The organism is Roseobacter sp. HKCCA2468 (genome assembly GCF_037805105.1).
GTDB lineage: Bacteria > Pseudomonadota > Alphaproteobacteria > Rhodobacterales > Rhodobacteraceae > M30B80.
The window spans coordinates 27,967-54,003 of the sequence record NZ_JBBLYN010000002.1; the positions used below are offsets into that span (position 1 = coordinate 27,967).

Genomic DNA, 26,037 nt, shown 5'->3' on the forward strand with positions numbered 1-26,037 from the left:
CCGAATTGGTGGCGCGGGTTTTGTTTTTTCTAAAGCTTGAGGATTTTCTCTGAGAGGTTACGCGCCGCGCGGACATGGATATCAGGCCCAAGCAAAGCGCGCGCTATTTTCTCTTCTCCCAATCCAAAGAACATACCCCGCGTTGGTTTTTGTTGCTCCTCACGCGTTGTCACGCAGATCGTCAATGAGGCCGCTTGGGCGGCTATTTCTTCCAACATTCCTTTGGTGACAAATAGCGGGTCTGACCCCAACTCACGACAATAGCCCGTTTCCGCAGGCGGGCGGTGCCCGATCCATAGCAAGTGAACTGGGCAAATGGCGCGGTTCAAAAGGCTGCGCATACGCGCCATCCAAGCCATCTTTAATTCATCAACAACGATCTGAAACCGATCTTCGGAATAGGTTAAAAGATGTTCCAACATATGGCGCGAGAAGTGGAAATCCGTGAAATCAACCTCGCGATAGATTACCCGCAATATGTCAGAGGGTTGCAGGAACCTATCATTGCGGCGTGGATGCACCTGATAAAAGCGGTTGGTCAGGTGATGCGCACCTGTAATTTGCAACACAATCGCCTCGGCCCTACTCATCGCATCGGCGATAGCTCCATCGCCAAGCGCCAATTCCAACCCCGCATTCATTGCGGCCATATTCGCCACGGGGCGCCCCAACATCGCCGACAAGCGGTCAGGATAGGGCTGCGGCACGAATTTGCCGAATGTCTCAGAGCCGCCCAAACACAGCAAAAACGGCTTGGTTAGATCAATTTGCGGCCCACGAAACCGCATCTGTGACCCCTCATAGGTCACAAGTTTATAATCGAGGGGGCCATGCCCCTTGAAGGCAAAGCTCATTGCCTGCTCCCACCTTGATTCGTCTCACCCAAGAGAAAGAATGGCCAAAGCCTCTTACGAATTCCCTAACCATCAGATTTTACGAGATTTTATGTTGATTTTTGAATGATCCTGCAGCTTTGCATTCTCAACTGCTGCACCGCTTTTGCGCGGTTACGGCTTGTGTCTTTGGGGCTTCGCCTTTTATGGTGCGGCGTGCAAAGACCACGCGTTTTCAAGACAAAGGTTCAGCGATGGAAATCAGCAAAATCGGCATCGTAGGCGCAGGCCAGATGGGCAATGGCATCGCGCATGTCTGCGCCTTGGCAGGTTATGAAATCTGGCTGAACGATGTCAGCCAAGATCAGTTGGACAAGGGCGTAGCGCTGATTGACCGCAACCTTGAGCGCCAAGTGAGCCGCGAGAAAATCTCGGCCGCAGATAAGGCAAGTGCCTTGGCGCGCATCCATACGACATTGCACCTCTCTGACTTGGGCAAAACTGATCTCGTCATCGAGGCCGCGACCGAACGCGAAACTGTGAAGCAAGCCATCTTCGAAGATCTGCTTCCACATTTGCAGCCGCATACGATTTTGACATCCAACACCTCCTCTATCTCCATCACGCGCTTGGCCAGTCGTACGGATCGGCCTGAGAAATTTATGGGGTTCCACTTTATGAACCCTGTGCCCGTGATGCAGTTGGTTGAACTGATCCGCGGCATCGCAACAGATGACGAAACCTTTACGGCCTGTAAGGCGGTCGTGGATCGCCTTGGGAAAACATCGGCCACAGCAGAAGATTTTCCTGCGTTCATCGTTAATCGCATCCTGATGCCGATGATCAACGAGGCGGTTTATACCCTCTATGAAGGTGTCGGCAGCGTGCAATCAATTGACGAGTCGATGAAGCTTGGCGCCAATCATCCAATGGGGCCGCTTGAATTGGCGGATTTCATCGGTTTGGACACCTGCCTTGCCATTATGAATGTCTTACATGATGGATTGGCCGATACGAAATATCGGCCTTGCCCGCTTTTGACCAAATATGTCGAGGCAGGGTGGCTGGGACGCAAGACCGAGCGTGGCTTTTACGATTATCGGGGCGAAGTGCCCGTGCCCACCCGCTAGGGCCTAGACATAAATCGCGCGTCAGGGTTGTCTTTCAAAGACAACACATGCGCCCGCAAATCGGCCATAAATTGACGCGGGGAGGCGCTGGCCTCCTTCCAGTCTTCTGGTAGGATCGGGTGCCCGATTACAGGGGCCTGCGGTTTATCAAACGCATGGGCCACCTCATGCAGCAAAAGACCCTGCCGCAAAATGGGCGAAATCCGATTGGCAATTTGATACCACCGCGAATTTGATCCAGGGAAATTGAGCGGCAAAATTGTTGCCCCCGATGTGCGGATCATCTTTGCGGTAAACACATTCCATTCCGCCTCAACCGCAGGGCCGAAGGCGGTTTTTGCGGCGGCGACCACCCCTGATGGGAAAAGCGCAATCAAACCGCCCGCCTTGAGATGGCTCATCGCTTTGTCGCGCATTTCAACCATTTTGCGCTGGGCCTCGGATTCATGGGGAAACGGCACGGGGATCATGTATTGTGCCGCGCTTTCATCAATCCCAGTCAACAGGGCGCGGGTCAAAATGCGGTAATCTGGCCTTTTGCGCCCGATAAGATCGGCCAAGATCATGCCATCCACCAAACCATGCGGATGATTGGCCACCAACACCACGGGCCCTGTTGCGGGAATACGGTCAAGCTGTGCCTCTGGGGTCAGCAAATCAATGCCCATGACCTTCATCGTAGCAGGCCAAAACTCCTGCCCTTTCGGGGCACCAAGTTTTTCAAATGCACGCACGCGGCGGATGATCGTGATCTTGCCCGTCATCCATTCTATCGCCCGAACAATCGTGCGTGTGACGGGGCTTTCGAATGTGTTGGAGTAGGTCAGGCTGCGCCGATCATAGACGGGGCCTTGCGGCGCTTCGGCCGCCACAACAGGCGCTGCGCCAGATTTTGCTTCTGTCGTCTCAGTCACGCGATCTGTCCCCTCCAGCCGCCGGTCGCAAACGGGCCTTAACGGCCTTCGCCAAATTTATCTGCGACAAGCTCCGTCAGCGCCTCTGCCAGAGATTGCGCTTGAGTGCCAGTTGTTTCAACCTCAATTTCAGTGCCAATCGAGGCAGCAAGCATCAAAAGGCCCATAATCGAGTCGCCCGAAGCAGAAATGCCATCTTTGCTCACTGTCGCTTCGGCATCGAATTTTTCGACTGTTTCGACAAATTTCGCAGAGGCCCGCGCGTGTAGGCCTTTTTCATTCACGATTTTCAGAACGCAGCGTACCGTCTCGGTCATTCAGGGGTTCCATCAAAGCTGTTGATATAGCGCCGCCCCGCCTCGGTGGCGCGCGCCACCGCTTGATCCAAGGGCAAATGGCGCGATTTGGCCAATTTGATCAGCATCGGCAGATTAACACCGGTCAGAATTTTGCGGTTGGCACTGCGGCACGCAGGCAAGGATAAGTTCGAGGGTGAACCACCATACATATCGGTGACCACAACCACGCCATAGCCAGTATCAACGGCATCTGCGGCGGCAGAAATATCACGTTGGCAGGTGGCACGATCATCTTCGGGGCCGATGGGGATCGCGCGGGCCGCGTGAATAGGCCCCACCACATGTTCAGTCGCGGCCAACAATTCGCGGGCCAATCCACCATGTGCAACGATAACAATCCCTATCACCCGCAAGACCCTATTGTATTTCAGGGCGTGGCGATGAGGCCGCGCCGCTCCAATTCTCTATGACGTTTTGACACTTGCCAGCCCGCTTGTGCAAGGTGGCTTACGATGATTTCCGTCATTGCAACAGAGCGGTGTTGCCCCCCCGTGCATCCAAACGCAACTGTCAGATGCGTTTTTCCTTCGTCAACATAAGCAGGAAGGAGCGTTTCAATCAGTCCCAAGACTTGGGTGGAAAAGGGTGCGAACCGCGGATCTTTGGCAATGAAATCGCGCACGGCTTGGTCGCGCCCATCAGATTGGCGCAGATCATCTTGCCAATACGGATTTTCCAAAAAGCGACAGTCAAACACCATATCGGCGCCAGTCGGCAGGCCGCGCTTGTAAGAAAAGCTTTGGATCGTCAGCGCCAAGCGATGCGGGGTTGTTGCGCTAAAATGGCGCGCAATCTCCTCGCGCAACTCATGCGGGCTGAGGGTGCTGGTATCGATCAGGCTTGTGGCGCGGGCGCGCACGGGGCTAAGCAATTCCTTCTCACGGCGTATGCCTGTCAGTGTATCCTCAGCGGGGGCCATTGGATGACGCCGCCGCGTCTCTGAAAAGCGGCGAACAAGAACATCATCGGCGCAGTCGAGATAAACCAGTTCGGATAAAACCTGCTCATGCGCAGCCAATCCATCGACCGCAGCAATCAATGCCTGTGCAGAGAAATCGCGGTTTCGCGGATCTGTTCCAAGCGCCAGAGGCCGCGTCAAAGGGGGGCCTTCCAAGAGGCGGGGCAAGAGCAACAATGGCAGGTTATCAATCGCCTCGTATCCCAAATCCTCTAGAGTATGGATGGCGCTGCTGCGGCCCGCACCAGATGGCCCTGTGACAAAGACCACCCGTTGCGCCTCTTCATCTCCCGAGGGGCGCGTGTGCTGTGGGTGGCCTGTTTTATCTTCGCGATCCATCGGCTTGGCACTTGTTAAGAACGGGTGGCATTGGTTGCTGGTCACAACTGTAGCGCAAATGGGCTGCGATCCAAGCGATTACGCGAGCGGGGCGAAGCCATGTCGCAGGGCGTGAACCACCGCGCTGGTCTGCGGGGCGCGCGCATTGACGCTCAAAAGACGCGCAAAATGCCCGCGCCACATCGCCATGCGGGTGGCAGGCAGGCGTGGCTGCGGCATGTCTTGCAGATGTAAGACAAGCGCAAGGGCAGCCTGATCCACCAATGGCCCCGCATTCAAAAGCCCAATCCCCCGCGCCTCAATCATCGGCAGGCGTTCAGGGGGCGCGCGCAAGGTTAAACCTTCGGCATCTGCCTCAAGCAGGATCGCGTCATCGCAGATCAGCTCTGCACCAAACGCCATCAAATCAAGCGCAAGCGAGGATTTGCCTGCGCCAGATGCCCCCAAGATAAGCACCCCCTGCCCTTCATACGCCGCCGCCGTGGCGTGCAAACGCAGCGCAGCACCATGCATATGGCCAAACTGCGCCAAATCGAGCGCATTGGCGAAATCCCCACGATCCTCAGCCATAGATTAAATCGGCAAGCCCACGATGAACCGCGCACCAAGCGGGTCGGAGGTGACATCCGCCTCAGTGGGGCGAATATTTTCAGCCCAAATCACCCCACCATGCGCCTCAACAATCTGCTTGGAAATCGCAAGGCCGAGGCCCGAATGGTTGCCAAATTGTGCTTGGGGCCGCTCTGAATAGAAACGGGTGAACACTTTCGTCAGCGCGTCATCAGGGATGCCTGGCCCTGTATCTTCTACCACCACCAAAATGCGATCCTCTCTTTTGCGCGCCCAGATGCGGACAGCATCCCCAGCATCGCAGAAAGACAAGGCATTGGACAAGAGGTTGACAAAGACCTGCGCCAAACGCCCCTCTAGCCCAGTGATGAGGATGGGCGCATCTGGCAAATCCGTGATGAAACTTACATCTTTCGCGCGCGCCTCGCCCGCGTGATAGTCGCAGATGTTGCGCAAGGTTCGCAGAAGATCGAATTCTTCTTCCTCCTCCTTGACCAAATCAGCATCTAATCGCGAGGCATTCGAAATATCTGACACAAGCCTGTCCAATCGTTGCACATCATGGGTGATCACCTCATAGAGCCTGCTGCGCTGATCATCCGTATTGGCGCGCTGCAAAGTGCTGACCGCTGACCGCAAACTGGCCAATGGGTTTTTGATCTCGTGGCTGACATCTGCGGCAAACTGCTCGTTTGATTCAATCCGATCATAGAGCGCGCCCACCATGCCACGCAGGGCCGCAGAGAGGCGGCCTATTTCATCTGGCCGCCCCGTCAGATCAGGGATGCGCACACGGGTGGGGCTGAGCTTGCGGGCATTTTTATCGCGGCCCAGTTCGGCGGCATCGGCCAAATCGGACAGAGGGTTGGCAATGGTTGAGGCCAAGACAAGCGACAACACAATCGAAATCAACAATGCCACAACAAAGAACTGCAAAAGCTGTTCGCGTTCTGCGCGCACCAGATCATCCACCTCACCTGCCGCGGTGCTAACAGCAACCACCGCGGCAATACCCGCACTGCCGTCAACGGCGCTGACAGCAAGATAAATTGCACCATCAGGCGATTGCCCGCGGCTTAAGACGGTGGCCCCAGACAGCGCCTCAGGGATAAGGGCCTGCGCTTGTGCCTGAACATCAAGCGGCGCGGCCCCGCCCGTATCGCGGGTGATCAGGTCGGCCGTATAGTCCCAAAGACGGTTGAGGAAATCCGTGATCCACATGATCCGTTCGGGGCGCTCAACCAATCCCTGCACAGGTCGGGCGGGGTTAACGGAGATGTCGCTACTGCTGCTTAAGACTGTTCCATCGGGCGCAAAAATATGAACAAACAAACCTTCGGCCAGACCAATGCGTGCCAATGCCTGATCCGCGCGGGACGGGTCTATCGTGCCGCCAAAACTGGCGATACGTTCCTCTAAGACATCGGCAATGAGCTGCGCTTTGAAGGCAAGCGCACGCTCGCGCTGCAATACAAGGCTGTCACGAAACGGGTTGAGATAGAGCATCCCCGCCACCAGCACGACAATACCCAAAAGATTAAACAAAATGATCTTGCGCGCCAAAGGGGATCGGTTCAGCGCGAATACGCTGCGCCGATCACGGGCAGCGCGCAGTTCTTGTTCCACGACAATTTCTGGCTTTTCCCAATCCTCGCCCAAAACCACTTCAGAGCGCGGGGTATCGCGCCCTGAGGGATCGGCAGTCGAAAAGTCAGTGGTCAGTGTCATCTATTCCTCATTATAGCGGTAGCCGATGCCGTAGAGGGTTTCGATGGCATTAAATTCATCGTCTACTTCGCGCATCTTTTTGCGCAGTCGCTTGATATGGCTGTCGATGGTGCGATCATCGACATAGACCTGATCATCATAGGCCACATCCATGAGCTGATCGCGGTTTTTGACAAAGCCTGGCCGCTGCGCGAGGGCCTGAAGCAGCAGGAATTCGGTCACAGTTAAAGAGACATCCCGACCCTTCCATTTCACCGCATGGCGGAGGGGATCCATCGTCAATTCGCCTCGCACCAAAATCTGGCTTTCTTCAGGAACGCCCGTTGCATCCGTGGCGATTGCCTCTTGGCGGCGCAGAATGGAACGAATGCGTTCGACCAAAAGACGTTGAGAAAATGGCTTTTTGACATAGTCATCCGCACCCATGCGCAGACCCATCAATTCGTCAATTTCATCATCTTTTGAGGTTAAAAAGATCACGGGGATGTTTGATTTTTGCCGCAAGCGTTGCAGCAAATCCATGCCATCCATACGGGGCATTTTGATATCCAACACGGCCAATTCGGGCATCCGCCTGTTGAACCCATCAAGGGCCGATTGGCCGTCATTATAGGTTTCGACCTCAAACCCTTCTGCCTCCAATGTAATGGAAACAGAGGTCAGGATGTTACGATCGTCATCCACAAGAGCAATCCGCGACATTGTCTTGGCTCCTTATGACTGCTCAATTTATATTTATTTTTTGTGTATAACACTTTTTCTGAGCGAGAGAATCAATCGAAATATTTCGAATCACGGTTTTTCTGCGGCCAGAATGTGGCATCTGCGTGTGAACGAACCGTTAGCGCCTCAACAAATCGGGCGAGTTCGACAAAATTTGTCCAATCGGGGAAATGGTTGCGCTAACTGTGCGGATGCGTCCTGTTCAGTAATAAAACCGTCATGTTATACGGGGCTTACGCGGGGTTGAGTGCAGCTCTGTTCCCGCGTTGATTTTCATCACTGCCGGGCAGCATCGGCACAGGAGCACAAGAGAACATGAGCACAGGACGCGTGAACCCCGCCCATCGGCTGGAGCATCAAGGCATTTCGGATCTGGGCCAGGTTCACTATAACCTGCTTGAACCTGCACTGATCCAAGCCGCTTTGACCCGCAATGAGGGTCGCCTTGGCAACGGCGGCACTCTGTTGGTCAGCACGGGAAAGTATACGGGCCGCTCTCCTAAAGATAAATTTGTTGTCGCAACCCCTTCGGTCGAGCCGCATATCTGGTGGGATAACAACGCCCGCATGGAAATGGATGCCTTCGATCGCCTCTATTCCGACATGGTCGCGCATATGAAGGGCGGCGAATATTTCGTGCAAGATCTCTACGCTGGCGCGGATGCAGACCACCGCCTGGATGTGCGCGTGATCTCGGAGTTGGCATGGCACAACCTGTTCATCCGTCACCTGCTGCGCCGCCCATCGCGCACAGAACTGGACAGCTTTGTGCCCGAATTTACAATCATCAACTGCCCCAGCTTTAAGGCGGATCCTGCGAAACATGGCTGCCGCACGGATACGGTGATCGCGCTGAATTTTGACAAAAAACTGATCTTGATCGGTGGCACCGAATATGCGGGCGAAAACAAGAAATCGGTTTTCACCTTGTTGAACTATCTCTTGCCTGAGAAGGGCGTCATGCCGATGCATTGCTCGGCCAATCACGCCACGGGCAACCCTGATGATAGCGCGGTGTTCTTTGGTCTTTCTGGCACAGGGAAAACCACGCTTTCCGCTGATCCTGCTCGCGTGTTGATTGGTGATGATGAGCATGGATGGTCAGAAAATGGCATCTTCAATTTTGAGGGTGGCTGTTACGCCAAGACCATCAACCTGCGCAAAGAGGCAGAACCAGAAATCTACGCCACGACCCATAGTTTCGGAACTGTGATCGAAAATATGGTCTATGACGAAGAAACGCTTGAGCTCGATTTTGACGATGCAAGCCTGACAGCGAATACCCGCTGCGCCTATCCGTTGGAACAGATCTCAAACGCATCCGACACAGGGCTTGGCGGGCATCCGAAAAATATCATCATGCTGACCTGTGATGCTTTTGGCGTCCTGCCCCCGATTGCGCGCCTGACCCCTGCGCAGGCGATGTATCATTTCTTGTCAGGTTTCACCTCTAAGGTTGCCGGCACAGAGCGCGGCGTGACCGAGCCAGAACCAACCTTCTCAACTTGTTTTGGCGCCCCCTTTATGCCGCGCCGCCCTGAGGCCTATGGCAACCTTCTGCGCGAAAAAATCGCCACTTACGGGTCGACCTGTTGGCTTGTGAACACGGGCTGGACGGGCGGGGCCTATGGCACAGGGTCGCGCATGCCCATTAAAGCAACCCGCGCCCTTTTGACCGCGGCACTGGATGGGTCACTCAATCAAGGCCAATTCCGCAAAGACCCTAATTTCGGATTCGAAGTGCCTGTCAGCCTTAAAGGGGTGGATGATGCCCTGCTTGATCCACGCAGCACATGGTCAGATGCCGCAGCCTATGATGCGCAGGCCGCAAAATTGGTTGGGATGTTCGCCGATAACTTTGCGCAATATGTGCCCTACATTGACGAAGACGTAAAAGCAGCCGCGATCAGCTAAACCTCATCGCAAGAGTAAGGCTTCGAAAACCGCCCCCGACACAGGGGCGGTTTTTTTATCAGCCCATCAGACCACGGCGCACCAAATTGGCCCCCGCCACAAGTAGAACGATCAATGTGATCTTGCGAAATTTGACAGGATCAAGCCGATCAGACAGTTTGAAACCCACCTGCATGCCCAGAAAGGCAGGGATGAGCAGCGCCACCGAAAACGGTGCCGTGGTCAGGTTTAGCACCCCTGAGGAAAGATGCCCCGTCAACAGGCTGACTGACCCCAGACCATAGACCACACCCTGCACCAACATCTGGCGGGCCTTTGGGGTATCAAGGGCAATGAGATAAAGAACCGTGGGCGGCCCCCATGTGCCTGTCAGCCCCCCCAAAGCCCCCGCCAAAGTGCCAACACCCCATTCCGCCTTGCGGCGGTGCTGCGGTGGAATGTGAAATTTGATGCCCATCAACTGGATCAGGGTTAACACCACCACAGGCAAGCCAAGGATCAGATACATCGTTTGGGTTGGTATGACGGTCACAAATTGCGCCACGATAACGATCATCACACAGACGATCAGGATATACCGCCAATATTCCTCAAACGCCGTTTTGGCCTCAGCCCAGCCATAACGTGCCACCTGCAATCCGTTGGAAAGGACAATCGGGAAAATGATGCCTGCAATCGCCAATTGCGGCTCTAGAAACATCGACAGACCCGAAATCATGATCAAGGGCATGGCAAAGCCAACCGCACCTTTCACGAAACCTGCCGCAAAAGTCACGCCAAGGGCGAGGGCGAAAGCCCAATATGGCATAAGGTGTAAGAAATCTGTCATGGCTGCTCCCTGCCTTGGTCAGGGTATTGCGCACATCCAACACCAAAACAAGCGCGACATTTTAATTCTTTTCGGCGCATTTTTTCGAATTAATGTTGCGCTGCACCTGCAAAATGATTTAGAAGCAGGTGCAGAATCGAAAGATAAGTTTGCCCTTGCGCACCCTCAATTTGGAGAGACGCTATGCCCCGTGACGCCGAAATGACCGCTGCCCCTGTGATCTTGGCCAATCTCACCGCTTTGACGGCAGAGGCCCTGCCCCCAGTCGAGGCGGTTTTAGCCCGCGCCAAAGACGCCGTGCGCGATTTGGTGACAGTGGACGGAAAAATCTCGGGCGCGGCGATTGAGGCGGAGCAGACCGCCGCACATGGTCTGGCCTGGCTTGCCACCTATGTTGAGGCGCTGCGCCAGATGCAAACATGGGCCGAACTCTTGGGCAGTGAGGGCAAGTTTGGTGATATTGAACAATTAATCTTGCAAATTGCTTTTGGCGAATATCTGGCCCAACTTCAGGGCGGGATTGCTATGAACCAAGGCGAAGTGCTGCGCCTGTCTGAACTTGGGCTTGGGGACGCAGATGCAAATCTTCTGAAAACGGATGCAATCGCCACATTGATCACACGCGGCAACACCCAAGCAGCCCGTTTGCGCCTTGTTGAGTTGATGCAGGAACGCGCCGCAGAAATCACTGTTGGCGCCTCAGGCCTTGAAGATGAATTGGAAATGATCCGCGAACAATTCCGCCGCTATGCGCTGGAAAAGGTCGAGCCTTTCGCACATGACTGGCACTTGAAAGACGAACTGATCCCCCTTTTGGTGATCGAAGAGCTGGCAGAGATGGGCGTGTTCGGCCTCACCATTCCAGAGGAGTATGGTGGCTTTGGCCTGTCCAAAGCGGCGATGTGTGTCGTCTCGGAGGAACTTAGCCGCGGATATATTGGTGTGGGGTCCCTTGGAACGCGTTCAGAAATCGCGGCTGAGTTGATCCTTGCTGGGGGAACGGATGAGCAGAAGGAAAAATGGCTGCCCGCCTTGGCAAGCGCCGAGAAGCTGCCAACAGCCGTGTTCACCGAACCCAACACTGGCTCAGATCTGGGCAGCCTGCGCACCCGCGCGGTCAAGGATGAGGCGGGCAATTACCGCATCACGGGCAACAAGACATGGATCACGCACGCGTCACGCACCCATGTCATGACCCTCTTGGCCCGCACTGACCCCACGACCACCGATTACCGTGGCCTGTCGATGTTCTTGGCCGAAAAGACACCAGGCGATGACGAAAACCCCTTCCCCACCGCAGGTATGACGGGCGGCGAGATCGAGGTCTTGGGTTATCGCGGCATGAAAGAATATGAACTTGGCTTCGACAATTTCGAGGTGAAGGGCGAGAATCTTTTGGGCGGCCAAGAGGGGCAAGGCTTTAAGCAACTGATGCAAACTTTTGAAAGCGCGCGCATCCAAACCGCTGCCCGCGCCATCGGCGTGGCACAATCCGCCTTGGATGTTTCGATGCAATATGCCCAAGATCGCAAACAATTCGGCAAATCCCTAATCGAATTCCCGCGTGTTGCCTCAAAATTGGCCATGATGGCCGTAGAAATCATGATTGCGCGGCAATTGACCTATTTCTCCGCTCGCGAAAAAGACAATGACCGCCGTTGCGACCTTGAGGCAGGAATGGCCAAATTGCTTGGCGCACGGGTGGCATGGGCCGCCGCGGATAACGGGTTGCAAATTCATGGCGGCAATGGGTTTGCGCTTGAATATAAAATCAGCCGTATTTTGTGCGATGCCCGTATCCTCAACATCTTTGAAGGCGCGGCAGAGATCCAAGCTCAGGTGATTGCGCGCCGCCTTCTTGGCTAATCATGCGCGCCTTGAGGGCATGTGCCGCCCTTCTGGCACTCGCCGCCTGCAATGAAGACACGCCCATGCCCCCTGTCGGGGCATGGGTCTTGCAGTCTGATCCAAGTATAACCTTGGAAGTGGACGCAGAATTTAACTTTTACGGTCAAGGCCCCTGCAACCGTTATTTTGGTCGGTTCGAAGTGGTGGAAACCGACCTCAGGTCAGGCCCAATTGGCGCTACGCTGATGGCCTGCCCCAATCTCGACCAAGAATTCGCCTATTTCAGCGCCCTTGAGGCGACCCGCAGCACGGCTGTGGAGGATGGGCAATTGGTTCTGCGCAGTGCTGAGGGCGCAGCCCTCGTTTTCAGCCCTCAACCTTGACGGTTGAGGATATCCACCAAGCGCCCACGCGCGGCGGGAAGTGGGCGATCCCCCAAACTGGGGGCCAAATGATTGGCCAAGAAATGCCCTGTCAGGCGCAAGCCTGCTTGCCGTTCAGCGTGATCAGCGGGGCCAACCCCCTGCAAAAAACGCGGCAAGGGCAAAAGGCGATCTGCCCATTCACCCGCCGCATCGCGCGCCACAGCGCGCCCTGTGCGCGGCGACACATAGGCCAAATCCTGCGACACGCCTGTGCGGGCGCAGTGGCTGAGATCAAGGCCAAAGCCCAACTCAGACAACAGCGCCAATTCCCATTGCACATAGGCATCGAGCCAATGATCCGCACCTAGCCCATCCAACAGTGCAAGGCTATGTGCATAAAGCGCGGGGTAAGCGCTGCGTTCAGGCAGGGCAAAAGACAAAAGGGCGCAAACCGCGTTGAGCCCTGCAAGCTGCACAGGGTCGCTCATTACAGGGGCCGCGCGCGCGATCAAAGGCTCGATTGTGAAGGCGCCCATATGATCCGCGAGGCGCGCGCGCCATGTCGCCTGAAGCTGCGTGCCAGCTTGCAAATGGGCGGCCATTTTGCGAGAGGCCCCACCCCGCAAAACGCCTACGAAACGGCCCTGCTCTGCCGTGAAAATTTCAAGGATGGCGGCAGATTCCCCATGGCGCCGCGCCGCGAGCAATACACCTTCTGCGTGCCATTCCATCAGATCAGACCCTTTGCTGCGGCTAAAGCAATCCCTCTTGATCTAGCATATGCCGACCCGCACGATCTTCCACCTCAATTACCCAAAGATCAGGGTCAAATTCGCGCTGTTTGGTGATGGCTGCATCCACCTCGGCCTCTGGCCCTTGCGTAAGCACATCCCAGACCCGCGCACCAGTCTCTAGATCAAACCCACGATGAAACAAGGAGGCGGTGCCATTAAGCAAGGACAGCTTAACCAAGACCGCACCCGCAGCACTATCACCCCGCGCCACGACAAAGGCGGGGATCTCGGACAAAGACAGCCGCCGCAGATAGGCCTGAACCCAAAACTCTGCGCGCAGACGGGGGGTCACTTGGTGTTCCCGTCCTTAAAATCGAGGCCCATTTCTGAATAGCGCTCAGATTCTTCGAGCCAATTCGGGCGCACTTTAACCTGCAAAAATAGATGCACCGTGCGGCCAAGAAACTCGGCCAATTCTTCGCGCGCGGCGCGCGAAACGGCCTTAATTGTTTCGCCCCGATGGCCCAACAAAATGCCCTTATGTCCGTCACGGCTGACGTAAATCACTTGATCAATGCGCGCGCTGCCATCATCGCGTTCCTGCCAACTCTCGGTTTCCACCGTCAATTGATAGGGCAATTCTTGATGCAGGCGCAGGGTCAGTTTCTCACGGGTCATCTCTGCCGCAATCATGCGCATTGGCAAATCCGCAATCTGATCCTCGGGGTAAAGCCACGGCCCCTCGGGCATCTCTTGCGCCAACCATTCGCGCAAATCGCCCACACCATGGCCGCGCTCTGCGGAGATCATAAAGGTTTTCACAAATGGAAAAGCCGCGTTGGCCTCTTCGGTCAGCTTCAACAACTGAGGGGCCTCAACGCGGTCGATTTTGTTTATCGCCAAAGCGATCTTCCGACCCGAGGCCTTTTCAAGCAAACCGCTTAAGATTTCCTTGACCCCTTCGGTCAATCCACGATGGGCCTCGATGAGCAGGACAACCACATCCGCATCTGCGGCCCCTGTCCAAGCGGCCGCGACCATCGCCCGATCCAAACGGCGGCGCGGCCGAAACAGACCAGGCGTGTCGACAAAAACAATCTGGCTGTCGCCCTCAAGCGCCACACCACGAATACGCGCGCGGGTGGTCTGCACCTTATGGGTCACAATTGAAACTTTTGCCCCGACCATATGATTAAGCAAGGTAGATTTACCTGCGTTCGGTTCACCAATAAGGGCAACAAATCCAGCGCGGCTGGTCATGGGCAGTTCCTTTTTTCAACGATCTTTGGGCATAGCGGGAAATCAGCCCTAGCGCCAGACGCATTAAGCGGAACCACCCTCTAGGGCGGCAAGCAATTTTTTTGCGGCTTCTTGTTCGGCGTGACGCTTGGCTTTGGCACTGGCCTGCGCGGCCTCGCCCGAACTAAGCGTAACTTCGATGGTGAAAGTGGGAGCATGATCTGGCCCTTCACGGCTTAGCTCGGCATAGCGAGGCAAGCCTTTCCCCTTGGCCTGCGCCCATTCCTGCAAGGCGGTTTTCGCATCGCGGGCATCATCGGCCACTGTATCGGCCTTGCCCGCCCAAAGACGGCGGATCAGCCCACGCACCGCATCATAACCTGCATCCAAGTAAACGGCGGCAATCACTGCCTCCATGGCATCGCCCAAAAGGGCATCTTTGCGGCGCCCCCCCGTCATCATTTCGGATTTGCCCAATTTCAACACCGCGCCCAAATCTACGCTGCGCGCGACTTCGGCACAGGTTTCCTTGCGCACAAGTGCGTTAAAGCGGGGGGCCAATTGCCCCTCTGGCGCGTCTTGATCCTGTTCGAGCAACAGCTCAGCAATGACCAATCCCAACACGCGATCCCCCAAGAATTCCAAGCGTTGATTATCCGCACGGGTCGGAGAGGAGAGCGAAGAATGGGTCAAAGCCCGCAAAATCAATTCGGGGCGGGAAAAGCTATGCCCTAAACGGGCGCAAAACTCGTCAATCTCACGCGATAATTTCACTGTAATGCTCTAAAAAACCGATCACTGCGCCATGTCCAGAAATAAACCATGCGATCCCCTGCAGAGGAAAAGATCACCCGATCTGCGCGGCCCAAAAGATTTTCAACAGGCACGAATCCAACCCCGCCAATAGAACGTGGGAAACGGCTATCTTGAGAGTTGTCACGATTGTCGCCCATCACGAAGACATGACCCTCGGGCACGGTAAATTCGGGGGTGTTATCCGCGAAGGAGCGATCATCAATATTTAACACCGCATGCGACACCCCATTGGGAAGCGTTTCAATCGCGCGGTCTTTTTCGCAGACCCCACCCGCCCCAACAGGCGCATTGGAACAGCGCGGCAGGTGGCCCAGCGGGCCTTGTGGCTCAAACGCCTCCACGAAAGGTGCTGTTGGCTCTTGTGGGACGGACGTGCCATTGATGATCAACTGGCCGTCTTGAACTTGGATCACATCCCCGGGCAGACCAATAACACGCTTGATGAAATCTGCATCATTGGTGGGATGGCGGAATACGGCGATATCGCCACGCTCGGGCAATGTCTCGAAGATGCGGCCCGAGAAGGGACACATCGAGAAAGGGCAGCTGTGACGCGAATAGCCATAGGCCATTTTATTCACGAACAGGAAATCACCGATCAACAAAGTGTCTTTCATCGACCCTGACGGGATCCAAAATGGCTGAAAGAACAAGGTGCGAAAGACACCTGCAATCAGCAGCGCGTAGACAATCGTTTTGACCGTCTCGCCGATTCCCTCTTTTTTTGCCTTATAGCTTGCCATGCGTTTTGCCCCATCCGCTAAAAAATCGCGGTGGCCTTCGCCTGTGGCACCCTTGTGTCGCATCGCGGCAGGATTGCCAAAACGTCAACCGACCCACGCCCCTCATGGGCCGCGCGCGCCCTGCTGTCAAGCAAGCGAACGGTTTGGCGGGGTTGGCATAGCGGGAAGTTGCGCAGATATCCCATCTGGCAGCGCCTCAATCACCACGAATGCCTGCGCCCATGGGTGATCATCGGTCAATGTAACGTGGATAACGGCATCATACCCTTCTGGGGTCATTTCGTTGAGCCGCTCTTGCGCCCATCCTGTGACGTGCATCAAGGGCTGGCCCGTTTCCAAATTCGTCACCGACATGTCGCGCCACGCAATCCCCATGCGCAGCCCCGTTCCCAATGCCTTGGAACAGGCCTCTTTGGCGGCCCATCTTTTGGCGTAAACCGCAGCGGGGTTTTGCATGCGTTCGGCACGTTTTTGTTCATGTTCGGTGAACACGCGGTTGCGGAACCGATCACCAAACCGATCAAGCGCACGTTGGATGCGTTCGATATTTGCCAGATCCGTTCCGATGCCCAAAATCACGCGCGGGCCTCCTCCATCAGGCGGCGCATTTCACCAATGGCGGCAGATAACCCTGTAAACACCGCCTCACCGATCAAGAAATGACCAATATTCAATTCGCGCACCTCTTTGATGGCCGCAATCGGGGTGACTGTCTCATAATTCAAGCCATGCCCCATATGCACCTCAAGGCCCAGATCAGCCGCCTGTTTGGCACCTGCAATCAAGCGGGAAAGTTCAGCTTTGTGAGCCTCCATCTCACCCTCGGCGTGGTAATCGCAATAGGCCCCCGTATGCAGTTCAATCACAGGCGCCCCAATGCGCGCGGCTGCCGCAATTTGCAGCGGGTCTGCGGCGATGAACATCGACACGCGGATCCCAGCATCGCGCAAAGGCGCAATGAATTCCGCAAGGCGCGCCTCGTCCCCTGCCACATCAAGGCCACCTTCGGTGGTGCGTTCTTCGCGCCGCTCAGGAACGATACAGGCGGCATGCGGGCGATGAGACAGGGCGATTTTTTGCATCTCTGCGGTGGCGGCCATCTCGAAATTGAGCGGGGTTTTAATCGCCGCCATCAGCCCCGCGATATCTTCGTCCCGTATGTGACGGCGGTCTTCGCGCAAATGCGCCGTAATACCATCAGCCCCCGCCGCTTCGGCCAAGAGGGCAGCCCGCACAGGATCAGGAAGCGCACCACCGCGCGCGTTTCGCAATGTTGCGACATGGTCAATATTGACCCCCAGCCTAAGATCGCGGGTCATCTGGTGCCTCCCACCCATTGGACTGTGAACGTTAATCTAGCGTTTTGCGCCCGAAGTGCCAGCCTGTTCGCGGCGTTTCTCAATCTTCGCTCTGCGCTTGGCAATGCGGCGCTTTTGATACGCACGGATCAGGGGCACACTGATAAAATAGGCCAAGATTGATGATAAAATCCCCGGAATAATCGCCCCAATCATCCATGGGAAAAATACCGTATCATAGAAAATCTTGAGTTCATGCCAATGCGCGGGCGCCCCTGAGAAGATCGACCACAGGTTATGCAGCAAATCACCCGCCGCCCCCCGAAACCGCGCAATCAACCCTGCATTCACATCACTGCGCATGGTTGAACCAAGCATGAAATGCCCTGTTTCAAGCGAGATTATCGCAATCGGCACATAGGTCAGCGGGTTGCCGACAAAAGTCGCCAGAAGCGAAGCAATCACATTGCCCCGCAAAATCCATGCAAGCAGAGCTGCGATGAAAAAGTGGAACCCGAAAAAGGGCGTAAAGACAGCAAATACACCAGCGGCAACACCGCGCCCAATCGATTCCGCCGATCCCGGCAGGCGGTTCAGACGATGGGTGACATATTGGAAGGCACGCATCCATCCGCCACGCGGATAGACCCATTCGGCCACAATCCGAAGCAAGGGTCGCTGATCCCTTCGCTTAAACACCACGGATTGTTCCTCTCCCTTACTCGCGTAGCTACACCCGCGCCGTGTCGGGTCTAAGGACGCCTTTCTACATCTCGATAACGGCCAAGCTTGGCGACATCGCTATCAGCCTCCAATGCCATCATCACCGCATGCAGATGTTCAGCATCCCTTACATCAACATCAATTAATAAACGAAAGAAGTCTGGCTTTCGGTCGATAAAGTGTAAATCAGAGATATTGGCATTTTGTTCGCCAATCAATGTGCAGATTCTTCCCAAAACACCGTTAAAATTCGAAATCGTCACGTTGATCGTGACGTTATGCACCGCCGCGTGCCGACCTTCTGACCAATGCAGGTCAATCCAACGCTCGGGCGCGTTATCGAATTCAGCCAAAGCTTCGCAGTCAATCGCATGAACCATTGGCCCACGCCCGCGATAGGTGATGCCCACAATCCGTTCACCTGGCACAGGCTGGCAACATTGGGCACGCTGCACATCCGACCCGGAAGGCAAACCAATCACAGCCCGCTTTTGATCGACATCGACAAAATCACCGCTGGTGGCGAGTTCTGGATAAAGCTTGGTCACCACATCGCGCGCCGAAATTTCAGCAGATCCGATCCGCGCCAAAACCTCGTCACCATCTTCGAGGCCAAGGGCCTTGGCGGCTGTGTCCAAGGCCTTGGGGGTGGATTTCTTATTGGCATGCTCAAACGCCACCCGCGCCAATTCGCGCCCCAATTTGATATAACGCCCCCGATCCTCTTCGCGCAGGCGGCGGCGGATTGCGGCCTTAGCGCGGCCTGTGACCACGATATCAATCCATGTGGCCTGGGGGCTTTGACCTTCGGCGGTCACAACCTCGACCGATTGGCCATTTTTCAGGCGTGTCCAAAGCGGCACGCGAATGCCATCAACCTTGGCCCCCACGCAAGAATGGCCAATGCGCGTGTGAATCGAATAGGCGAAATCCAACGGGGTCGCCCCACGCGGCAACTTCACAACATCCCCTTTAGGCGTGAAGCAAAACACTTGGTCGGAATACATTTCCAACTTCACATGTTCGAGGAATTCATCATGATCCTCGGCCATCTCAAAGCGTTCTGTCAGCGTGGACAACCATTTTGCAGGATCAACCGCAAACGGGTTCGCCGCGCGCACCCCGTCTCGATAGGACCAATGCGCCGCGACACCAGATTCAGCAACTTCGTGCATCTGGCGCGTGCGGATTTGGATTTCAACACGCTTGCCATCTCGCCCTGAAACAGAGGTATGGATCGAACGATAGCCGTTCGACTTGGGCTGGCTGATGTAATCCTTGAATCTTCCCGGAACAGAACGCCATCTTTGATGCATCGCCCCTAAAACGCGATAGCATTCATCCTCTGTCTCAACGATGACGCGAAACCCGTAAATGTCAGACAAACGCGAAAAGGCGAGGTCTTTTTCCTGCATTTTGCGCCAAATCGAAAAGGGCTTTTTGGCACGGCCATAGACATCGCCAGAAATGCCATGCTTGGCCAAAACGGCTTCGATATCATCGGTGATCTTTGGGATCACATCGCCCGATTCTTTCTGCAGGGTCAAAAAGCGGCGCATGATCGAATTGCGCGCTTCGGGATTGACCACGCGAAAGGCAAGGTCTTCCAACTCCTCGCGCATCCATTGCATCCCCATACGGCCTGCAAGCGGCGCGTAAATATCCATTGTCTCGCGCGATTTTTGCAGCTGCTTTTCGGCGCGCATATGGCGGATGGTGCGCATATTGTGCAATCGGTCGGCCAGTTTCACGAGGATCACGCGCAGATCCTTGGACATGGCCATGAACAATTTGCGAAAGTTCTCAGCCTGCTTTGATTCGCGATTGGACAGCTGCAAATTGGTCAGCTTGGTCACGCCATCGACCAATTCCGCAACATCCGTCCCAAAACGGCTTTCCAGTTCGGAATAGGTGCCCTTGGTATCTTCGATCGTGTCATGCAGCAGCGCCGTTGCGATTGTGGCATCGTCCAGCCGCATCTCGGTTAGGATCGCTGCCACCGCAACAGGGTGGGTGAAATAGGCCTCTCCCGATTGGCGCATTTGACCCTGATGCATATCCTGCGCATAGGAATAGGCCCCCCGCAGGAGGGCCTCATTGCATTTTGGATTGTAGTTTCGGACAAGACTGATCAGATCATCGGCATCGAGAAGGCCGCTTCGATCTGATCCATTTCCGTCCATAAATCGCCTGTTTTAGTTCTGCCCCTGCGCTTCAAGCAGGGCACGCAACATCTGTTCTTCAGTCATGTCATCCGCTTGTGGACGATCCTGATCGGCGCTTTGCAGCAATGTCATCGTGTCTTCTTCAGGCTCATCAACCTCAATCTGAGTTTGATGCGATTCAATGAAACGCTCGCGCAGGCCATCTGCGGATTGTGTCTCTTCTGCAATCTCGCGCAATGCAACGACAGGATTCTTGTCATTGTCGCGATCCACAGTAAGCGGCGAGCCAGACGCCATTTCGCGGGCGCGATGTGCAGCAAGCATCACCAATTCAAAGCGGTTGGGAACCTTGTCTACGCAATCTTCTACCGTCACGCGGGCCATACTAAACTCTCCAAGGCTGATTAAGGGAGGGGCGCAAGCCTCGTAAATAGTCAGACCGCCCCCGAAATACAAGTGCAAAAGACCGCGCGCGCCCTCACAGTGGATTGATCTCACGACACTCTTCGGGCGACAATTTTACGCGCAATTCAGAAACCGTTGCGCCAAGGATCGGGTGACACCAATTTGGGGCAACATCACAGAGCGGGATTAAAACAAAGCCGCGCTCAGCCATGCGGGGGTGAGGTAAAATCAATTGATCAGGCGCGCGCGATTGCGCCTCTTTTGTCGAGAGATTGGCCCAAACTTGCCATGTGTCTGGGTCTGGCAAAACCAAATTGCCGAGGCCCAAAAGATCCAAATCCAACCCACGCGCGGCCCAGCGTTGTGAACGGCTGCGGCCAAAATCGGCCTCTATGGCATGCAGCTTTTCCAGCAGCGAATTTGGGCCTAATGGCCAGTCAAAGGAGATCGCCGCATTCACAAAATCAGGGCCAGAACCTGCAGGAAATGCAGGGGTTCGATAGAGTTGGCTCAATTTGAAATCACCACCACCCTGTGCGGTCACATAGTCCCGCAACTGTGCAATCGCACGATCCAAAACCACGCGCGGCGCCTGCCCCTCGACAGGTAGATTTGAGCCAAGCGCGACAAGTGCTTTGCGCGGCTCCGCATTAGAAAGGAAAGCTTGCGCCAAATGATTTATCCCCTATTTTGCTCTGCATTGCTGATCGTGATATTTTGACGAATTATTCAAGGCCGCGATTGGTCTGTTTATTATAAGGTCTTTCAAATGTTTTATCGTGATGAGCGCCTCGCGCTCTTTATTGACGGCTCAAATCTTTATGCGGCAGCCAAGGCTTTGGCGTTTGATATCGACTATAAACTCTTACGCCAAGAATTCATGCAACGCGGAAAACTTCTTCGCGCATTTTATTATACGGCCCTTCTTGAGAATGACGAATATTCCCCGATTCGCCCTCTGGTGGATTGGTTGAACTACAACGGGTTCACCATGGTGACGAAAGCCGCCAAGGAATTCACAGATGCGCAAGGGCGGCGCAAGATCAAAGGGAATATGGATATTGATTTGGCGGTCGATGCGATGGAAATCGCAGACCATGTCGATCATATCGTGCTGTTTTCTGGCGATGGCGATTTTCGTCCCCTTGTGGCTGCCATCCAACGCAAGGGCGTTCGGGTTTCGGTTGTGTCCACCATCCGCTCGAACCCACCTATGATTGCCGATGACCTAAGGCGGCAGGCGGACAATTTCATTGAATTGGACGAATTAAAAGACGCAGTAGGACGCCCTCCGCGCGAAAATGGCGGTGAGGATGACTTTGAGGAAAGCTATTAAGGCGCCCTGCGCACAGCACCGCACCCCTGTTCCTCCCCCGCCAGATAGAGCGACAACATCTTCGACAAATCCCCCAAGCGCACAGGCTTGGTCAGATAGGCATCCATGCCGACATCAATCCCCTTTTGGCGGTCATGGCCAACGGCGTCAGCCGTGATGGCGATTATAGGGATTTTTGAGAACCCTGACGCACTTTCACGCGCCCGAATTTCGCGGGTCATTTCAAAACCATTCATCGTAGGCATGTGACAATCGGTGAGGATCAGATCGAAACAGTCTTGATCCAGCGCCGCAAGCGCCTCGCGCCCATTGATGGCAATCTGGCTCTCATATCCCAGAAGTCGCAATTGTGATGTCAGCACGATTTGATTCACCTCGTTATCCTCGACCAACAAAATCCGTGGCTTGGTATTGGGTGAGTTTGTCTTGCCGATATCGCGGCGGTCCCGTTCGGCATTCTCAAAGGCTAGATCAGGGCGGTGCATCATGTCGGCGCTTAAAAGCGGGGTCTGTGCCGCAATGGGATGGCCTGTGAGGTGGCGCAAACCTGCAAGCAGGTCACTGGCCAATAGCGGGCGAATTTGGGCAACAAATAAATCTGGGGACAAATGTCCCGTTCTCATCCCACGGCGGCGCGTGAGGCCCAAGAGTTTGACCTTCGAAAACGCGCCCAAATCCTGCGTAGGATCAGGCAGGTCAGCATTTTCTAAAACCATCACAAAAAGTGACTTATCGGGTGCCGTTTCCGCGAGGCTCTGCAAATCCGCCATGGTTTTAACCCAATTTTGGGTGGCGCCAAGGGCCTCAAAATAGGGGGAAAGGGTCGCACGATCTTCGGGGGCATTCGCCCAAGCGTGGATCGCCCATCCATCAAGCTGCGGGCAATTCAATGTTTCGCATGCCTCAATGAGCGGCAATGTGATGCGAATGGTTGTGCCCTTGCCAACAGCACTTTGCACGGCAATCTGGCCATCCAATTTATCGACCAATTGCTTGACAATCGTCAGGCCCAAACCCGTGCCGCCAAAATGCAAGGCTGTAGATGCGCCTGATTGCGTGAAGGGCTCGAACATCTCGCGCATGAAATCAGCATCCATGCCAATGCCATTATCGCGGAACTCTAATACAAATTGCCCGCGGCCATCCTGGATCTCACCCAAGCGTGTAACCTGAACAACCAGTTCGGCGCGGGGGGCAGACAGCCCGTCTCTATCGCGGGGACTGGAGAACTTAATCGCGTTGGACAAAAGGTTCAGCGTGATCTGCCCTAAGCGGCCACCATCCATCATCACAAATTTTGGCAGGCTTAAATCATAGCGGAACCGCACAGTGACATTGCGTTCGTCAGCATAGCCGCGCATGACCTCGACCGTGCTTTCAACCTGCGCCAAGAGATCCGTCTTTTCTGGGGCAAGTTCAAGTTTGCCCGCATCAATTTTGGAGACGTCTAATACGTCATCAATGATCCGCAAGAGGGCATAGGACGAACGGCGCGCTGTTGCTAAGAAGCGTTTTTGTTCGTGGCTTAAAGGGGACTGATCCAATAATTCCATCATCCCCACCACCCCATTCATTGGGGTGCGAATCTCATGGCTCATCGCAGCAAGAAAGGCAGATTTTGCCTGATTGGCAGCAATGGCGCGTTCCTCACTTTCGGTCAGGCGCTGATTGAAGGTTTCTGTCAGATTACCGATCAACAATAATTCAATTGCTAAAACCGCAAACACGGTCAGATAGACCACATAGCGCAGCACGCTGCCGATCTCTTCCGAAATGTAAGGCCCGCCAAAATAATCATACCCAAGATATTCGGCGAGCATCCATGTGCAGATAGCAATGGATAAGAGCGTCACAATGAGGCCGCGTTGATAGCGCGTGGAAAAAACCAAAAACGGCCCCGCCACCACCGCGAAATACATGAATTCAACCCGCGCTGTTGGATGTGAGACAAAGAATGCACCCGTAATTGTCACCAAGCCTGCAAAAAACCACAGGATTTTACCGATGGTGTGATGACCAAAAAACGTGACTAAAATGGCAAGCGTGGTCGAGCCCATCATGAACAGGGCAAGATAGACAATCGGCATTTCCCCAAGCGCGAAGCCAATCGCGCACCACCCTGCGGCGGTTACGGTCACCACAATATTTGACACATAGACGGAACGATTGCGCAGCGCATTGAGCGTTTGACTCGAATGGGTGGGCTGCATCTGCACCGTTTGGTTTGATTGCCTTTTCATCACATCTCCCCGCGATGGCGGCCAATTTGGAAGATAATTCTGAACATCGCCTTAGCACCGCACATAGCCCTCACCCTTACGCGTTAAACCCATGCAAATATCGTGCCGAAAAATATTAAATTTATCGATAACCAGCGGATATTTTGATCGAAAGGTTGATCAACCTTGCCCCATTGATGCGCAGAAAATGTGGCTGTGTGAGGCGTTTGCGCTGATGCCATTTAGGCAGAAACGCTAGACGGCGGGGCCACAAAGACTTAACTGTGGGGTGATCGGAGAGATACTATGCAAAAACCGCCCCTCACCCTCTATTTGGCCGCGCCGCGCGGATTTTGCGCAGGTGTAGATCGCGCAATTAAAATCGTGGAAATGGCTCTCGAGAAATGGGGCGCACCCGTCTTTGTGCGCCATGAAATCGTGCATAACAAATTCGTGGTGGATGCCCTACGCGAAAAGGGCGCAGTTTTTGTCGAAGAATTGGACGAGTGCCCAAATGATCGACCCGTGATTTTTTCTGCCCATGGGGTGCCCAAATCTGTTCCCGCAACCGCAGAGCGGCGGCAGATGATATATGTTGATGCAACCTGCCCGCTTGTATCCAAAGTGCATATCGAGGCGGCGCGACATCATGAGGCGGGGTTGCAGATCGTGATGATCGGCCACGCGGGCCATCCTGAAACGATTGGCACTATGGGCCAATTGCCCGAGGGCGAAGTCGTCTTGGTAGAAACAGTTGCGGATGTGGCGACCTTATCGGTGCGCGACCCCCTGAAACTGGCTTTTGTGACGCAAACCACCCTTTCGATTGATGACACCGCCGATGTTGTTGCGGCCCTCAAGACACGGTTCCCTGCGATTATCGGCCCGCACAAAGAAGATATTTGCTACGCCACCACCAACCGCCAAGAGGCCGTCAAGGCGATGGCGGCCAAGGCAGATGCCATGCTTGTCGTGGGCGCGCCCAATTCCTCAAATTCAAAACGCTTGGTCGAGGTGGGGGCAAAAATGGGCTGCAACTATGCGCAGCTTGTGCAACGGGCGATTGATATTGACTGGCGCGCGCTTGAGGGGATTACCAGCCTTGGTCTAACGGCAGGCGCATCTGCGCCAGAGCTATTGGTCAATGAGGTGATTGATGCCGTGCGGGCGCGCTATGATGTGACAGTCGAACAGGTTGAGACTGCCGTGGAAAATGTTGAGTTCAAAGTGCCGCGCATCCTGCGTGAGCCTGCCTAACCATCGCCCATGGATCCGCTTTACCCATTTGTTTTTGCAGGGCTGTTTTCGCCTGGGCCAAATGTTATCCTCTTGACCACATCAGGCGCGCTGTTCGGGTTTCGCGCGACCATTCCGCATATTTTCGGTGTCGCCGCAGGGGTGGGGGTGATTGCTGTTGCCTCAAGTCTTGGCGTCAGCGCGATTTTATTGGCCTATCCAGTGGCTGCCTTAGTGATGAAAATAGCCGCAGCATCTTGGATCCTTTATATGGCATTCACCCTATGGCGGGCCAAACCGGCAGATCCTAAGGCGCGACAGGTCGCAAAGCCGTTTACCTTTCTTCAGGCTGTGATGTTTCAATGGGTCAATCCCAAGGTCTGGGCCGTGAGCGTTGCCGCCGCCGCGGGCTTTGGCGCGGGCGGCACGCTGTTGACAGAAGCCTTACGCCTTTCCTCCGCCTTTTCAGGAATTAATCTTTTTGTCTGTCTGTTTTGGGCAGCGGCAGGAACGGCCTTAGCGCGGCTTCTGACCACGCCGCGTGCATGGAATATTTTTCGCAAAACCATGGCAACTGCCCTCGCGCTGGCAGCCGCAATGGTCTTTATGTGAG

29 protein-coding genes are annotated in these 26,037 nt (G+C 54.9%); 8 read left to right on the plus strand and 21 right to left on the minus strand.

Annotated elements, in window-relative coordinates:
- Positions 1-29: 29 nt before the first annotated feature.
- Positions 30-854, minus strand: a complete 825-nt coding sequence (locus AAC620_RS06575) for a DUF6473 family protein (protein WP_340243681.1) — start codon at positions 852-854, stop codon at positions 30-32.
- Between the two features lie 233 nt (positions 855-1,087).
- Between AAC620_RS06575 and AAC620_RS06580 the strand changes: the two genes are divergently transcribed.
- On the plus strand, positions 1,088-1,963 hold the full coding sequence (locus AAC620_RS06580) for a 3-hydroxybutyryl-CoA dehydrogenase (RefSeq protein WP_340243683.1): 876 nt from the start codon (positions 1,088-1,090) through the stop codon (positions 1,961-1,963).
- Here the strand turns inward: AAC620_RS06580 and AAC620_RS06585 are convergent.
- The 7 genes from AAC620_RS06585 to AAC620_RS06615 are packed head-to-tail and all read right to left on the minus strand — an operon-like array spanning position 1,960 to position 7,533.
- Positions 1,960-2,877, minus strand: a complete 918-nt coding sequence (locus AAC620_RS06585; protein ID WP_445322450.1) for a lysophospholipid acyltransferase family protein — start codon at positions 2,875-2,877, stop codon at positions 1,960-1,962. The two genes, AAC620_RS06580 and AAC620_RS06585, sit on opposite strands and share 4 nt — an antisense overlap.
- A 38-nt stretch (positions 2,878-2,915) precedes the next feature.
- Positions 2,916-3,194, minus strand: coding sequence for an HPr family phosphocarrier protein (locus AAC620_RS06590; RefSeq protein ID WP_317657279.1), 279 nt, complete (start codon positions 3,192-3,194; stop codon positions 2,916-2,918).
- Entirely contained in the window at positions 3,191-3,583 is a 393-nt protein-coding gene (locus AAC620_RS06595; protein ID WP_340243686.1) for a PTS sugar transporter subunit IIA, read from the minus strand. The genes AAC620_RS06590 and AAC620_RS06595 overlap by 4 nt, the downstream gene beginning before the upstream one ends.
- 20 nt (positions 3,584-3,603) lie before the next feature.
- Positions 3,604-4,578, minus strand: coding sequence for an RNase adapter RapZ (gene rapZ, locus AAC620_RS06600; RefSeq protein ID WP_340243687.1), 975 nt, complete (start codon positions 4,576-4,578; stop codon positions 3,604-3,606).
- A gap of 33 nt (positions 4,579-4,611) precedes the next feature.
- Positions 4,612-5,103, minus strand: a complete 492-nt coding sequence (locus AAC620_RS06605) for an HPr kinase/phosphorylase (RefSeq protein WP_340243689.1) — start codon at positions 5,101-5,103, stop codon at positions 4,612-4,614.
- Between the two features lie 3 nt (positions 5,104-5,106).
- Positions 5,107-6,831 carry a sensor histidine kinase gene (locus AAC620_RS06610; protein WP_340243691.1) on the minus strand — a complete coding sequence of 575 codons (1,725 nt, stop codon included), beginning with the start codon at positions 6,829-6,831 and terminating at the stop codon, positions 5,107-5,109.
- Complete coding sequence (locus AAC620_RS06615) at positions 6,832-7,533, minus strand: response regulator transcription factor (RefSeq protein ID WP_340243693.1); 702 nt, start codon at positions 7,531-7,533, stop codon at positions 6,832-6,834. It lies immediately after the preceding gene.
- A 336-nt stretch (positions 7,534-7,869) separates the two neighbouring features.
- On the opposite strand from AAC620_RS06615, the gene AAC620_RS06620 reads away from it, so the two are divergent.
- Positions 7,870-9,468, plus strand: a complete 1,599-nt coding sequence (locus AAC620_RS06620) for a phosphoenolpyruvate carboxykinase (protein WP_340243694.1) — start codon at positions 7,870-7,872, stop codon at positions 9,466-9,468.
- 58 nt (positions 9,469-9,526) lie between these two features.
- Here AAC620_RS06620 and AAC620_RS06625 read toward each other — a convergent pair whose 3' ends face one another.
- Positions 9,527-10,297 (minus strand): sulfite exporter TauE/SafE family protein, encoded by a 771-nt coding sequence (locus AAC620_RS06625; protein WP_340243695.1) that lies wholly within the window; start codon positions 10,295-10,297, stop codon positions 9,527-9,529.
- On the opposite strand from AAC620_RS06625, the gene AAC620_RS06630 reads away from it, so the two are divergent.
- The 3 genes from AAC620_RS06630 to AAC620_RS06640 are packed head-to-tail and all read left to right on the plus strand — an operon-like array spanning position 10,296 to position 12,528.
- A complete protein-coding gene (locus AAC620_RS06630) occupies positions 10,296-10,502 on the plus strand; it encodes a hypothetical protein (protein ID WP_340243697.1) in 207 nt (68 codons plus the stop codon). The genes AAC620_RS06625 and AAC620_RS06630 overlap by 2 nt on opposite strands.
- Positions 10,481-12,163 carry an acyl-CoA dehydrogenase family protein gene (locus AAC620_RS06635; protein WP_340243699.1) on the plus strand — a complete coding sequence of 561 codons (1,683 nt, stop codon included), beginning with the start codon at positions 10,481-10,483 and terminating at the stop codon, positions 12,161-12,163. The genes AAC620_RS06630 and AAC620_RS06635 overlap by 22 nt, the downstream gene beginning before the upstream one ends.
- Before the next feature lie 2 nt (positions 12,164-12,165).
- Positions 12,166-12,528 carry an META domain-containing protein gene (locus AAC620_RS06640; protein WP_340243701.1) on the plus strand — a complete coding sequence of 121 codons (363 nt, stop codon included), beginning with the start codon at positions 12,166-12,168 and terminating at the stop codon, positions 12,526-12,528.
- Here the strand turns inward: AAC620_RS06640 and recO are convergent.
- From recO to folK, 11 genes are all read right to left on the minus strand, one after another.
- A complete protein-coding gene (recO, locus tag AAC620_RS06645; RefSeq protein ID WP_340243703.1) occupies positions 12,519-13,241 on the minus strand; it encodes a DNA repair protein RecO in 723 nt (240 codons plus the stop codon). The two genes, AAC620_RS06640 and recO, sit on opposite strands and share 10 nt — an antisense overlap.
- 22 nt (positions 13,242-13,263) lie before the next feature.
- Complete coding sequence (locus AAC620_RS06650; protein ID WP_340243705.1) at positions 13,264-13,596, minus strand: DUF1491 family protein; 333 nt, start codon at positions 13,594-13,596, stop codon at positions 13,264-13,266.
- Positions 13,593-14,504: a GTPase Era gene (gene era, locus AAC620_RS06655; RefSeq protein WP_340243707.1), complete on the minus strand. Its 912-nt coding sequence runs from the start codon at positions 14,502-14,504 to the stop codon at positions 13,593-13,595. The genes AAC620_RS06650 and era overlap by 4 nt, the downstream gene beginning before the upstream one ends.
- A gap of 63 nt (positions 14,505-14,567) precedes the next feature.
- Positions 14,568-15,257, minus strand: coding sequence for a ribonuclease III (gene rnc / locus AAC620_RS06660; RefSeq protein WP_317657266.1), 690 nt, complete (start codon positions 15,255-15,257; stop codon positions 14,568-14,570).
- On the minus strand, positions 15,254-16,042 hold the full coding sequence (lepB, locus tag AAC620_RS06665) for a signal peptidase I (RefSeq protein ID WP_340243710.1): 789 nt from the start codon (positions 16,040-16,042) through the stop codon (positions 15,254-15,256). Before lepB ends, rnc begins: the two co-directional genes overlap by 4 nt.
- A 126-nt stretch (positions 16,043-16,168) precedes the next feature.
- Positions 16,169-16,621, minus strand: coding sequence for a holo-ACP synthase (gene acpS / locus AAC620_RS06670; protein WP_340243712.1), 453 nt, complete (start codon positions 16,619-16,621; stop codon positions 16,169-16,171).
- Entirely contained in the window at positions 16,618-17,361 is a 744-nt protein-coding gene (locus AAC620_RS06675) for a pyridoxine 5'-phosphate synthase (RefSeq protein WP_340243714.1), read from the minus strand. The genes acpS and AAC620_RS06675 overlap by 4 nt, the downstream gene beginning before the upstream one ends.
- A 36-nt stretch (positions 17,362-17,397) precedes the next feature.
- Complete coding sequence (locus tag AAC620_RS06680; RefSeq protein WP_340243716.1) at positions 17,398-18,039, minus strand: DUF2062 domain-containing protein; 642 nt, start codon at positions 18,037-18,039, stop codon at positions 17,398-17,400.
- A 53-nt stretch (positions 18,040-18,092) separates the two neighbouring features.
- Positions 18,093-20,246: a RelA/SpoT family protein gene (locus tag AAC620_RS06685; protein ID WP_340243717.1), complete on the minus strand. Its 2,154-nt coding sequence runs from the start codon at positions 20,244-20,246 to the stop codon at positions 18,093-18,095.
- Positions 20,247-20,258: 12 nt separating this feature from the next.
- Complete coding sequence (gene rpoZ, locus AAC620_RS06690) at positions 20,259-20,612, minus strand: DNA-directed RNA polymerase subunit omega (RefSeq protein WP_213675507.1); 354 nt, start codon at positions 20,610-20,612, stop codon at positions 20,259-20,261.
- A 94-nt stretch (positions 20,613-20,706) separates the two neighbouring features.
- The gene (gene folK, locus AAC620_RS06695; RefSeq protein WP_340243719.1) at positions 20,707-21,306 is read right to left on the minus strand and encodes a 2-amino-4-hydroxy-6-hydroxymethyldihydropteridine diphosphokinase; all 600 of its coding nucleotides are present in this window, start codon (positions 21,304-21,306) and stop codon (positions 20,707-20,709) included.
- Positions 21,307-21,402: 96 nt separating this feature from the next.
- On the opposite strand from folK, the gene AAC620_RS06700 reads away from it, so the two are divergent.
- Complete coding sequence (locus tag AAC620_RS06700; RefSeq protein ID WP_317657259.1) at positions 21,403-21,969, plus strand: LabA-like NYN domain-containing protein; 567 nt, start codon at positions 21,403-21,405, stop codon at positions 21,967-21,969.
- Here the strand turns inward: AAC620_RS06700 and AAC620_RS06705 are convergent.
- Complete coding sequence (locus tag AAC620_RS06705; RefSeq protein WP_340243722.1) at positions 21,966-24,209, minus strand: ATP-binding protein; 2,244 nt, start codon at positions 24,207-24,209, stop codon at positions 21,966-21,968. The two genes, AAC620_RS06700 and AAC620_RS06705, sit on opposite strands and share 4 nt — an antisense overlap.
- 285 nt (positions 24,210-24,494) lie before the next feature.
- Between AAC620_RS06705 and ispH the strand changes: the two genes are divergently transcribed.
- Positions 24,495-25,445 (plus strand): 4-hydroxy-3-methylbut-2-enyl diphosphate reductase, encoded by a 951-nt coding sequence (gene ispH, locus AAC620_RS06710; RefSeq protein WP_340243724.1) that lies wholly within the window; start codon positions 24,495-24,497, stop codon positions 25,443-25,445.
- Positions 25,446-25,454: 9 nt separating this feature from the next.
- Entirely contained in the window at positions 25,455-26,036 is a 582-nt protein-coding gene (locus AAC620_RS06715; RefSeq protein ID WP_340243726.1) for a LysE family translocator, read from the plus strand.
- Position 26,037: the final 1 nt, after the last annotated feature.